Origin of the sequence: Ruegeria haliotis (genome assembly GCF_013377785.1) — a bacterium.
GTDB classification, from domain to species: Bacteria; Pseudomonadota; Alphaproteobacteria; order Rhodobacterales; family Rhodobacteraceae; genus Ruegeria; species Ruegeria haliotis.
The window spans coordinates 473,563-485,371 of the sequence record NZ_JABXWT010000001.1 but is presented as its reverse complement, the minus strand read 5'-3'; the positions used below and the strand labels follow the sequence as shown (position 1 = coordinate 485,371).

General features: G+C 58.2%; 12 protein-coding genes. 8 read left to right on the top strand and 4 right to left on the bottom strand.

The window, feature by feature from the left end; all coding sequences use genetic code 11:
• Positions 1-46: 46 nt before the first annotated feature.
• Positions 47-652, top strand: coding sequence for an OmpW/AlkL family protein (locus HW561_RS02415; protein ID WP_176861624.1), 606 nt, complete (start codon positions 47-49; stop codon positions 650-652).
• A gap of 53 nt (positions 653-705) precedes the next feature.
• On the opposite strand, the gene HW561_RS02410 is transcribed toward HW561_RS02415, so the two are convergent.
• The 3 genes from HW561_RS02410 to HW561_RS02400 all read right to left on the bottom strand — a co-directional run bounded on the left by HW561_RS02410 (position 706) and on the right by HW561_RS02400 (position 3,941).
• Positions 706-1,869: an isovaleryl-CoA dehydrogenase gene (locus HW561_RS02410; protein WP_176861623.1), complete on the bottom strand. Its 1,164-nt coding sequence runs from the start codon at positions 1,867-1,869 to the stop codon at positions 706-708.
• A gap of 170 nt (positions 1,870-2,039) precedes the next feature.
• Entirely contained in the window at positions 2,040-3,230 is a 1,191-nt protein-coding gene (locus HW561_RS02405) for a DegT/DnrJ/EryC1/StrS family aminotransferase (RefSeq protein WP_176861622.1), read from the bottom strand.
• A 39-nt stretch (positions 3,231-3,269) separates the two neighbouring features.
• Positions 3,270-3,941 carry an HAD-IA family hydrolase gene (locus tag HW561_RS02400; protein WP_176861621.1) on the bottom strand — a complete coding sequence of 224 codons (672 nt, stop codon included), beginning with the start codon at positions 3,939-3,941 and terminating at the stop codon, positions 3,270-3,272.
• A 134-nt stretch (positions 3,942-4,075) separates the two neighbouring features.
• Between HW561_RS02400 and glmU the strand changes: the two genes are divergently transcribed.
• The 5 genes from glmU (at position 4,076) to HW561_RS02375 (ending at position 8,967) form a co-directional block, all read left to right on the top strand.
• The gene (gene glmU / locus HW561_RS02395) at positions 4,076-5,428 is read left to right on the top strand and encodes a bifunctional UDP-N-acetylglucosamine diphosphorylase/glucosamine-1-phosphate N-acetyltransferase GlmU (protein WP_176861620.1); all 1,353 of its coding nucleotides are present in this window, start codon (positions 4,076-4,078) and stop codon (positions 5,426-5,428) included.
• Positions 5,429-5,431: 3 nt separating this feature from the next.
• Positions 5,432-7,255: a glutamine--fructose-6-phosphate transaminase (isomerizing) gene (gene glmS / locus HW561_RS02390; protein WP_176861619.1), complete on the top strand. Its 1,824-nt coding sequence runs from the start codon at positions 5,432-5,434 to the stop codon at positions 7,253-7,255.
• A gap of 72 nt (positions 7,256-7,327) precedes the next feature.
• Positions 7,328-7,624 (top strand): hypothetical protein, encoded by a 297-nt coding sequence (locus HW561_RS02385; protein WP_176861618.1) that lies wholly within the window; start codon positions 7,328-7,330, stop codon positions 7,622-7,624.
• A 106-nt stretch (positions 7,625-7,730) separates the two neighbouring features.
• On the top strand, positions 7,731-8,273 hold the full coding sequence (locus tag HW561_RS02380; RefSeq protein WP_176861617.1) for a pyridoxamine 5'-phosphate oxidase family protein: 543 nt from the start codon (positions 7,731-7,733) through the stop codon (positions 8,271-8,273).
• Complete coding sequence (locus tag HW561_RS02375; protein WP_408015358.1) at positions 8,245-8,967, top strand: DNA alkylation repair protein; 723 nt, start codon at positions 8,245-8,247, stop codon at positions 8,965-8,967. Before HW561_RS02380 ends, HW561_RS02375 begins: the two co-directional genes overlap by 29 nt.
• On the opposite strand, the gene HW561_RS02370 is transcribed toward HW561_RS02375, so the two are convergent.
• Positions 8,955-9,368, bottom strand: coding sequence for a hypothetical protein (locus HW561_RS02370; protein WP_176861616.1), 414 nt, complete (start codon positions 9,366-9,368; stop codon positions 8,955-8,957). The two genes, HW561_RS02375 and HW561_RS02370, sit on opposite strands and share 13 nt — an antisense overlap.
• Before the next feature lie 90 nt (positions 9,369-9,458).
• On the opposite strand from HW561_RS02370, the gene moaA reads away from it, so the two are divergent.
• Positions 9,459-10,466 carry a GTP 3',8-cyclase MoaA gene (gene moaA, locus HW561_RS02365; RefSeq protein WP_176861615.1) on the top strand — a complete coding sequence of 336 codons (1,008 nt, stop codon included), beginning with the start codon at positions 9,459-9,461 and terminating at the stop codon, positions 10,464-10,466.
• Position 10,467: 1 nt separating this feature from the next.
• Complete coding sequence (locus tag HW561_RS02360) at positions 10,468-11,766, top strand: 3-deoxy-D-manno-octulosonic acid transferase (RefSeq protein WP_176861614.1); 1,299 nt, start codon at positions 10,468-10,470, stop codon at positions 11,764-11,766.
• The last annotated feature ends 43 nt before the right edge of the window (positions 11,767-11,809 follow it).

Sequence of the window (11,809 nt, the reverse complement as noted above, 5' to 3'; positions counted from 1 at the left end):
CCACCGCTGCCAAACGGGATGCATTAACAGAACTAAAGGCAAGAATATGACAAAGAGACTCGCCGCTTTGACCCTTTCTACCGCGCTTGTCGCGTTGGCTGCGCCGGCGTTTGCCCAATCGCAGGGCGACTGGACGCTTGGTATCGGTGTTGGCTATCTGGACCCCAAGTCCGACAACGGAACGCTGGCCGGATCCAAAGCCGAGATCGACGCTGACACCCGCCCGATCTTCACCGCCGAGTATTTCGTCCGTGACAATCTGGGGATCGAGTTGCTCGCCGCGACACCGTTCAGCCACGATATCACCCTTGGGGGCAGCACCGACGCTGGCAGCGTCAAGCACCTTCCACCCACCCTGTCGCTGAACTATCACTTTCCGACCAACAGCGCCTGGAAGCCTTATGTAGGTGCCGGCCTGAACTACACGATCTTTTTCGACGAAAGCTCGCCGTTGGGCGATCTCGAAGTTGACAACTCGTTCGGCGTCTCGCTGCAGGCCGGTCTCGATTACATGGTCACAGACAATGGTGCCATTCGCCTGAACGTACGCTGGTTCGACATCGACTCGGACGTCAAGCTGGATGGCGCCGATATCGGCACTGCCGAAATCGATCCCTGGCTGGTCGGCGTTTCCTACGTCCATCGCTTCTGATCCCGTTACAGAAACGCCCCGCAGGTCCTTCGACCGCGGGGCGTTTTTCTTTTTCAGAGCATCTCGTTCATCAACTCGCGCCCGATCAGCATCCGGCGAATTTCGCTGGTGCCCGCGCCTATTTCCATCAGCTTGGCATCCCGGAAAATACGACTGACCGGCGCATCAGCCAGAAACCCCGCACCACCCATTGCCTGCACAGCTTGGTGCGCCTGCACCATCGCCTGCTCGGAGGCATACAAACAACATGCCGCCGCGTCCTGACGGGTCACATCGCCCCGGTCGCAGGCCTTCGCGACCTCATAAATATAAGCCCGGGCCGAGTTCATCGCTGTGTACATGTCCGCGATTTTGCCCTGCATCAGTTGGAAGCTGCCAATCGGTTTGCCAAACTGTTTGCGCTCGGACAGGTAAGGCATGATTTCATCCAGACAGGCAGCCATGATCCCGGTGCCGATCCCGGCCAACACGACGCGCTCATAATCCAGGCCAGACATCAGAACAGCCACGCCCCGACCCTCTTCGCCCAAGACATTCTCGAACGGCACTTCGACATCTTCAAAGATCAGTTCAGCCGTGTTCGATCCACGCATCCCCAGCTTGTCGAAATGCGGCGAGGTCGAGAACCCTTTCATCTCTTTCTCAATCAGAAAGGCGGTGATGCCTTTGGATCCAGCATCGGGGTCGGTCTTGGCATACACAACCAACGTATCCGCATCCGGCCCGTTGGTGATCCAGTACTTGTTGCCGTTCAGCCGGTAGTGATCGTTGCGCTTCTCCGCGCGCAACTTCATCGAGACGACATCCGATCCGGCCGAGGCCTCGGACATGGCCAGCGCACCAACATGATCCCCCGAGATCAGGCGCGGCAGGTATTTCTGTTTTTGCTCTTCAGTCCCGTTCAGCTTGATCTGGTTCACACACAGATTGGAATGCGCGCCGTAAGACAGTGAAACCGAGGCCGAGGCCCGCGCGATTTCCTCCACCGCGATCGTATGCGCCAGATAGGACATGCCTGCGCCGCCGTATTCCTCAGAAACTGTGACGCCCAACAGGCCAAGGTCGCCCATCTCTTTCCACAGTTCGTTCGGAAAGGCGTTTGTCGCATCGACCTCAGCCGCCATCGGCTTGACCCGCTCCTGCGCCCAGCGATGCACCATTTCGCGCAGCGCGTTCACATCTTCACCCAGATCGAATTTCATCATGGCCGTGAACATACGCGCTCTCCTCCTCCGCATTAATGAACAAGTGTTCAATAACTGAATATCAGCGAATCCCCAACCGGTCAATCTTTACGAATGACAGGCATCAGAAATGCAAAACGCCGCCCCATCAGGGCGGCGTTACTTAAACTATCAAGCGTGCGCAGTATGCGCACTCCGCTAGGCTACGACTGATAAACAGCGCCCACCTCGGCCCGGATGATGCGCGCGATTAACTGGCAATCTTCCAGCGAAAAGGTCAGCGGCACGCGCATGTCCATGATCCCCGTCAGAATACGGTCACTGTCAGGCATCCGCTCGCTTTCCGCATAACGCCAACTATCATAGCGCGAGGTGAACCCGCTGGGCTCGGCCCCACCAAACCACTTCACTTCCACGCCACGCGTCGCACAGCGGCGGATGACTTCGGCAATGCGTTCCGGCGACCAATCCAGCAGCAGAAACTGAATAGAAGACCCGACAAAAGTCTCGGCCTCGGGCCGATCCACAATCGTCAGCCCCGGCGTATCGCGTAATCCGCTTTCGATCACGGCATAACGTTCATTCCAACGCTGCACCTGCCGGTCCAGATCCCGCAGTTGAGGTCGCAGGATGGCCGCCCGCAGGTTGTCCATCCGACCTGAAACATTGGGCGTGGTGTATTTGATCCGCTCGAACACTTCCGGGCCAGGTGCCGCCAGATGACGCTCGTACAACATGTAAGACCCTGACAACATCGTTGCCTTGGCTGCCAGTTCTTCGTCGTCAGTGATCAACAACCCGCCTTCACCGGAATTGACATGTTTGTATGTCTGGCACGAATAGCACCCAATCGCGCCCTGACGTCCCGACAACTGCCCGCGCCAGGCGGCCCCCATCGTATGTGCGCAGTCCTCGATCACCGTTACGCCCGCTGCATCACACATCTGCATCAGTCGATCCATATCACACAAATGCCCGCGCATATGGCTGAGCATCAGCACGCGCGCCCTGTCCAGCTTGACCTCGAGATCATCCAGATCGATTGTCAGATCTTCGGTGACGCCGACGAAAATAGGCACAGCCCCGACCGAGGCAATTGAACCCGGTACCGGCGCAAGCGTGAAGGCGTTGGTCAGAACCGGATCACCGGGCTTTACGCCAACCGCCCGCAACGCCGTCGCCAGCGCATACCCCCCCGAGGACACTGCAAGGCAGTATTTCGCTCCCATCTGGGCCGCAAATTCCTGCTCCAGCAAAGCAGCCTCGCCCAACTCTCCGGGTGCAACATTATAGCGATGTAACCGCCCATGACGAAGCACGGCCAAAGCCGCGTCAATCGCCTCTTCTGGAATAGGTTCCTGTTGGGTAAAGTTGCCGGTGAAGTTATCGCTCATGGTTTTGTTCTCAGGCTCCAACACGTTTAGGTCAAAGGGTCACGCCGCAACGCCGATCAGGCCCCGCACCATTTCTGGCAAATCATCAAAATGATGCAACAGCGCCTCAGGCTCTAGCGCAGCCATATCATCACCGGACGGTCCGAAGGTCACCAGCACCGAAGGCACCCCGGCCGCCCGCGCGGTGTTACGATCCGTATCGGAATCACCAATCAGGACGCAGAGGTCCGGATGCCCACCCGCACGCCGCGCCGCCTCGCGCAGCGGCTCGGGGTCTGGCTTGCGTACTGACAGCGTATCCGCCCCCACGAGTGACAGGAACCGGTCACGCACCCCCATCCGGGTCAGTAACAGTTCTGCCAGATGTTCTGGCTTGTTGGTACAGATGCCGACGCCATACCCCGTAGCGCTCAGGGCTGCTACGGCGTCCAGCGCACCGGGATAAAACTGTGTGTGTGTATCAATATCTTGGGCGTAGGCGTCCAGCAACACGGGATAATAGGAGTTGATCGTGCTTTCATCATGTGCCCCGACACGCCTCAAGCCATGGCTCAGCATCATCCGCCCACCCCGCAGTGCTATACCGGCATCCTGAGCCTGATTCAGCACATCGCCATGACCCATTTCACGGAAACAATGGTTGGCCGCAGCCAGCAAATCACCGGATGTATCCGCCAAAGTGCCGTCCAGATCGAAGATGACAGTGCGCATTTTATCTCCTTGCTCGGCGGGTTTCCGCCCTGTCGTGTTGCAAACGGCAATCTTGTTTGATGGCCGAACCGCTTGCGCCTTTGCCCTCAGCGGATAAAACGGACAACAACAAAACACAAAGAGAAAACGATTTCATGACCACTGCCCTTGTCATCCTTGCCGCCGGAAAAGGTACCAGGATGAATTCGGATATTCCAAAAGTCCTGCATCCCATCGCCCAGACGCCGATGCTGGTTCACGCGATGCGCGCCGGATCTGTTCTGTCGCCTGAACGGACAGTGATAGTCACCGGCCACGGGTCCGAGGCGGTAGCCAAGATCGCCCAAGACGAAGACGAAACCGCCCAGATTGCCGTTCAGGAAGAGCAATTGGGCACTGCCCATGCCGTCGCTCAGGCACACGATGCGCTTGAAGGATTCCAGGGTGACGTTGTCGTCCTGTATGGCGACACCCCGTTTTTGCAGCCCGATACGCTAGAGCGGATGATTGAGGCTCGCGCCAAGAATGATCTGGTCATTCTTGGGTTCGAGGCCGCCGATCCTGCCCGCTATGGTCGTTTGGTGATGAAAGGTGACACCCTTGAACGGATCGTCGAATTCAAGGATGCCACGGAAGAAGAACGCGCCATAACTTTCTGCAATTCTGGTCTTTTGGCCTGTGATGCACAGCTATTGTTTTCGCTGATCGAAGCCGTCGGCAATGACAATGCAGCCGGCGAGTACTATTTACCCGACGTGGTCGAAATCGCACGTGCCAAGGGCCTGAACGTCACGGCGGTTGCCTGTGACGAGGCGCAGACACTGGGCGTCAATTCCCGCACGGATCTGGCTGCGGCCGATGCCGTGTTCCAGGCGCGCGCACGTGCCGAGCTATTGGATCTGGGCGTCACACTGATGGCCCCTGACTCCGTTTATCTGGCGGCAGATACGGTCATTGGACGCGACACTGTTATCGAACCTAACGTGGTGTTCGGCCCCGGCGTGACAGTCGAAAGTGGCGCAACGATCCGGGCATTTTCGCATCTTGAAGGTTGCCATGTCAGCCGCGGTGCCATTGTGGGGCCCTATGCCCGCCTGCGCCCCGGCACGGAATTGTCGGAAAACGTGCGTATCGGCAATTTTGTCGAAATCAAAAATGCCGAAATTGCCGAAGGCGCCAAGATCAATCACCTCAGCTATATCGGCGACGCCTCGGTTGGGGCCGCGACAAATATCGGCGCAGGTACGATCACCTGTAATTATGACGGCGTGATGAAGCACAAAACGACAATCGGCGCGAATGTTTTCATCGGCTCGAACACAATGCTGGTCGCGCCGGTTACGCTGGGCGATGGGGCGATGACCGCAACTGGTACTGTCGTTACTCGTGACGTAGAGCCCGAAGCACTTGCCGTGGCGCGTGCCCGGCAGGACAACAAACCGGGATATGCGCGTAAATTGTTTGACATGTTGAAGGCGAAGAAGGCTCGCCGAGACAAAGGAGCCTGAACCATGTGTGGAATTGTTGGCGTTCTGGGACAGCACGAAGCAGCCCCTATTCTGGTCGAGGCGCTGAAACGGCTCGAATACCGCGGCTATGACAGTGCGGGTATCGCGACTGTTAACAGCGGGGCACTTGGGCGTCGACGCGCGGTTGGCAAATTGGTCAACTTGAGCGACCTGTTGGTGCATGACCCTCTGCCCGGAAAGTCCGGGATCGGTCATACCCGCTGGGCCACGCATGGCGCGCCCTCAGTCAACAACGCGCATCCGCACAAGGCTGGGCCAGTGGCCGTAGTGCATAACGGGATTGTTGAAAATTACCGCGAATTGCGCGCCGAGTTGGCCGAGCACGGCATCGGGTTCGAAACCGAAACGGACACTGAAACCGTCGCCCTGATGACCGAGCATTTCCTGAAATCCGGGCTGTCACCCATCGAGGCCGCGTTCAAAACCATCGATCGGCTGCAAGGCGCGTTCGCGCTGGCCTTCCTGTTCGACGGTCAGGACGACCTGATCGTGGCCGCGCGCAAGGGCTCACCGCTGGCGATCGGGCATGGCGACAGCGAGATGTTTGTCGGCTCAGACGCCATCGCGCTTGCCCCGCTGACCAACAAGATCACTTATTTGGAAGAAGGTGACCGTGCCGTCCTCACGCGCACTTCGCTGGAAATTCGCAACGAGGCTGGAGAACTAGCCAATCGCGAGATGCGCAAGATCAAGCTGGATCACGCCCGCGCCGACAAAGGCGAGCACAAGCATTTCATGGCCAAGGAGATCGCCGAGCAACCGATCGTGGTGGCCGAAGCGATCCGCTCTTACATGCCCACTGGCGCGGATCAGGTCGTATTGCCCGACACCGATCTGGATTTCTCCAAGCTGGACCGTCTGACCATGGTCGCCTGTGGCACCGCGTTCTATGCCTGCCTGACCGCGAAATACTGGTTCGAGCAACTGGCCAAGATGCCGGTCGAGGTCGATATCGCCAGCGAGTTTCGCTATCGCGAGCCTCCGATCACCGACCGCACCCTTGCCTTGTTTGTAAGCCAGTCGGGGGAAACGGCGGATACTTTGGCCGCGCTGCGCTATTGCGAGGGCAAGGCGGACAAGATCGTTTCGGTCGTCAACGTACCTGAAAGCTCGATTGCCCGGGAAAGCGATGTAGCCCTGCCGATCCACGCGGGTGTCGAGATCGGCGTCGCCTCGACCAAGGCCTTCACCTGCCAACTGAGCGTTTTGCTGATGCTGGCACTGAAGGCCGCCGCCGACCGTGGCACACTGAGCGATGAGGAACTGGCCGATCATGCCGCGGCCCTGCGCGGGCTGCCTTCGGTGCTGAATACCGCATTGGACCAGAACCGCGCCATCCGCAAATCCGCCCAGCGCTTGTCCGAGGCGCGCGACGTTCTATTCCTCGGGCGTGGCCTGATGTACCCGTTGGCGATGGAGGGTGCCTTGAAACTCAAGGAAATCAGCTATATCCATGCCGAAGGTTACGCGTCGGGCGAGCTGAAACACGGCCCCATTGCATTGATCGACAAGCATATGCCCGTGGTGGTCATGGCCCCGCGCGATGCCGTATTCGACAAGACTGTGTCCAACATGCAAGAGGTGATGGCGCGTAAGGGCAAGGTTATCCTTGTGTCCGACGATGATGGCATCGCCGAGGCCGAAGACGGCGTTTGGAGCACAATCCGCATGCCCCATATCCACCCTAGCCTGGCGCCAATCCTGTATTCGGTTCCCGCACAGCTGTTGGCCTATCATACGGCAGTGGCCAAGGGCACGGATGTGGATCAGCCGCGCAATCTGGCGAAGTCTGTGACCGTAGAATAAGTAACGGAGGGTCCGGTTTTGGGCAGCGACAATCGACATACCGAAATTGGGCAGTTGATGGCGTTGATGCGAATGTCGAAGCGCGAATACGAGCAGTATCTGGCCAATGGCAGGGTTTTTCGTCACGCCAGACACTTACGGGACAACAATCAGAAGATCCTCAATCTGATCACCTCGGATGACTTTGATCTCGGCCCGGATCTGACGTCCGCAATTGGCGACCTGACCGAGCACCTGCAAGACTGGGCTCGGTGCTGGGACAAAGAGAATGACCTCCGGACACCAAAAGATGATGATGTCTTTGTGTTCACCGGGTACAAGACCTACCCAAAACACCTGGATGCGCTGCTGCAAGCCCATTGCGATTAGTGACGTCACTTAGCTTCGACAGAAGAACCGACAGGGCTAGACCGCACAGTTTGCGCTCCATAGTGTTCTGGACATATCGCGATCCCCGCCCTCTTTGGAGAGCCACATGGCCAAACAATTCCCGCAGATCGACGCGGCCCACCAGAAGTTCATCGAAGAGCAGCACATATTCTTTGTCGGGACTGCCGACACCAAAAGTCGTGTCAACATTTCACCCAAAGGTATGGATTCGCTACGGGTTCTGGGACCAAACCGGATCATCTGGATGAACCTGACCGGCAGTGGCAATGAAACCGCGGGGCACTTGCGCGAGGTCAATCGCATGACGTTGATGTGGTGCTCGTTCACGGCACGCCCTCTGATCCTGCGGGCCTACGGCACTGCGCAGACGATCCACGCAGAAGATGACGACTGGACCGAACTGGCCGGGCACTTCCCGAGCCATCGCAGCGCACGGCAGATCTATGACCTGAGCGTCGATATGGTGCAGACCTCGTGCGGATATGCGGTTCCCTTCATGGACTATCAGTCCGAACGCGACACGATGCAGAAATGGGTCGACAAAAAATCGGATGACGATATCCGCGCCTACTGGGGCGAAAAGAACCAGCACACAATCGATGGAAAACCCACCGGAGTTCCTGTTTGAAATGACCTTGCTGGACATTCACCTGAATCAAATCAAAGCCTATGCTGATCCCGAGCGGGCCGAGCAGATGGCAGGATATCACAAGGTGGACCGGCCCCATCTGGGTGTCGCTAACCCTATCTTGAACGACCTGACAAAAACGTGGCGGCAAGTGCTCGACGTACCCTCTCGGGTCAAACTGGCCGATGCGCTTTGGCAGACAAATATCCACGAAGGTCGCCTCGCCGCTGCGAAACTGCTGACCCAGGCACGAATCCGTCCAGACGCAGAGGTGTGGGACTTGTTGCAAAGCTGGCTGCCCGATTTCGATTCCTGGGCCGTGTCAGATCACGCCTGTATGGCGATGCAGAAACGGTTGACGGCTGATCCTTCACGCCTGAATCAAGTCGAGGTCTGGACCACCTCGGACCACATGTGGACCCGACGCGCCGCGTTGGTGGCGACCCTGCCCTGGACCAAACAGAACCACCCCAAGCCGGACGACCTGCAACGACGAGACCGTATCCTTAGCTGGGCTGCTGGCTATGTGCCGGATCGCAACTGGTTCATTCAGAAATCCATAGCCTGGTGGCTGCGCGAGTTGTCCAAGCACGATCCCGAGCGCGTGGTTACCTTTCTAGGCAAACATGGCGATGCCATGAAACCCTTCGCCCGGCGCGAAGCAGGAAAGTATCTGAAGGATCAATTGGCGTAGACTTCAACCTCGACCAACTCATCAAACGGCACCAACAGCGCGCGCATCGCATCCAAAGACAGCCGGCTTCCGCCGCCTTCCGGGCCTTTGGCGGGCACCAGTGTGATGTAAGCCTGCGCCCCGGTTCGGGGAACAACCACCCGGGCCGTAACCTCGGCATCGACAAGCGGTGTCTGCATCCAGCGGCCGGGTGTTGTCGGATCTCCTAATCCGGCAATAGTCTTCTTGGCGCCGACCCAACTGGCGTTGGCTGCGGCGGGCTGTACCTCGGGGATATCCTCGACGACGGCGGGCGCAGTTTCGGCAGGCGCGTCTTTACCACCGAACACACGATCCGTTGTCGATCGCACGGCATCACATCCGGCCAGCAGAACACAAAATACAATAAGCGAATACTTCATACCCAAAACCTATAGCCCTGTGCGCATCTGTACCAGCCCAAAGCACAGTTCACCCTTGTCGCGGACCGGTTCCAGCTTTACCTATAACGCATGACAGCTCCGCTTATCGACCCGTTCGCACGCGCCATCAATTATCTCCGCGTCTCCGTCACAGACCGCTGCGATTTTCGCTGTGTGTATTGCATGTCCGAGAACATGACCTTTCTGCCAAAGAAAGACCTGCTGACGCTGGAAGAGCTTGATCGCATGTGCTCGACCTTCGTGAAGATGGGTGTTGAGAAGTTGCGCATTACCGGCGGCGAGCCGCTGGTGCGCCGCAACATCATGACATTCTTCAACGCGATGACCCGCCATCTGGACAGCGGCGCGCTGAAAGAACTGACGCTTACAACCAACGGTTCGCAACTGCACCGCTTTGCCGAAGACCTGTATGCGGCTGGCGTGCGCCGGGTGAATATCTCACTCGACACGTTGGACGATGACAAATTCAGCCAGATCACCCGTTGGGGCCGGCTGAAACAGGTACTGAACGGAATCGATGCGGCGCAAAAGGCGGGCTTGCGGATCAAGATCAATGCCGTGGCCCTGAAAGGGTTCAACGAGGAAGAGCTGCCACATATCACCAGATGGTGCGCCGAGCGCGACATGGATTTGACCTGGATCGAGGTCATGCCAATGGGCGATATCGGCAATGAAAACCGTCTGGATCAATACTGGTCCCTCAAGGACGTGCGGGCAGAGTATGAAAACCATTACACGGTCAGTGATCTGGCCGAGCGCTCCGGTGGACCAGCGCGTTACGTGCGGCTTGAAGAAACCGGTCAGAAGATTGGCTTTATCACCCCGCTTTCTCATAACTTCTGCGAAAGCTGCAACCGTGTGCGCCTAACCTGTACGGGTGAGCTGTATATGTGCCTCGGGCAAGAGGATATGGCCGATCTGCGCGGCGCGCTGCGGGACCATCCCGAAACCGAGCAGCCGCTTGAAGACGCGATCCGCGCGGCGATCACCCTCAAGCCCAAGGGTCACGACTTCGACTATTCTCGACAGGCAGTTGACGGCCAGATGAGCCGCCATATGAGCCACACGGGCGGCTGACGTGCCGAACCAAAATGGCCGTCCGACGCTTTTGTACCGGCTGTACTGTGGGCTGACGACGATTGCGGCGCCATTGGCGTGGCGGACCGTTCGAAACAAACTGCAAGCTGCGGATGTACCTACAGAGCGCCAACAGGAACGACTTGGTCACGCCAGCCTGCCCCGACCTGATGGGCGATTGATCTGGTTCCATGCCGCCAGCGTCGGCGAGAGTTTGTCAGTCCTCAGCCTGATCAACCGGCTAGGTGAACGACTGCCCGACGCGGAATTCCTGATCACCTCGGGCACACCAACCTCGGCTGCGTTGATAGAAAGGCGCATACCGCCTCGGACACGGCACCAGTACCCGCCGTTGGACACCGCCGGACCTGTGCAGCGTTTTCTGGATCATTGGAAACCCGGTGCCGGTGTATTCGTTGAAAGCGAAATATGGCCGCGCCTGATCGTCGAAAGCGCACGGCGTGGCGTGCCGTTGGCCTTACTCAACGCGCGACTGTCTGACAAATCCGTTGCAGGATGGAAAAAGCGACCTGAAACGGCGCGTTTCATTCTGGATAATTTCAACCTGTTTCTGACCCAAAACGACAAGACCGCCACCAATCTGACGACCATGGGCGCACGCCCTGAACGGGTTCAGCCCGGCACCAACCTTAAGGCGATGTCCGATCCCCTGCCGGTCGACACCGCGGTCCTGGAAGACATCCGCACCCAGATTGCAGACCGCCCGGTCTGGATCGCCAGCTCGACCCATGCGGGCGAAGAGGAAACGGTTCTGGCCGCGCACCGCCAACTGCTGGAACGCTGGCCCGATCTTCTGCTTTTGTTAATTCCGCGCCACCCGGACCGTCGCGGGGACGTTGCTGCGCTTCTGCGCAAGGCCGACCTGACCTCGGCCTTCCGGTCAGAAGGGAAAGCGATCACCGAAAATACTCAGGCCTATGTGGCTGACACACTCGGTGAAACCGGCACATGGTACGCGTTGTGCCCGATCGTGTTCCTCGGCGGTTCGCTGAAAGAAATCGGTGGCCACAATCCCTTTGAACCCGCGCAGGCCGGCGCCGCCGTGATCACTGGTCCGGGCTACTTCAACTTTGCGGAAACCTTCGCACCACTTGTCGCCAGTGGCGGCGCGGTTGAGGTGCAATCAGCGCAAGACCTAACAACCGCAATTGCATGCTGGCTATCAGATGACACCGCTCTGACCAAGGCGCGCGAAGCCGCAAATGCCTGTGTAAGCACACAAAAAGACGCCTTGAACACAGTCATCGATACGCTTTGCGATAAACTCGATCTTGAATGAAGATCGTCGGGTGTATGAAGGGGGCAAGCCCCCTTCACGTATC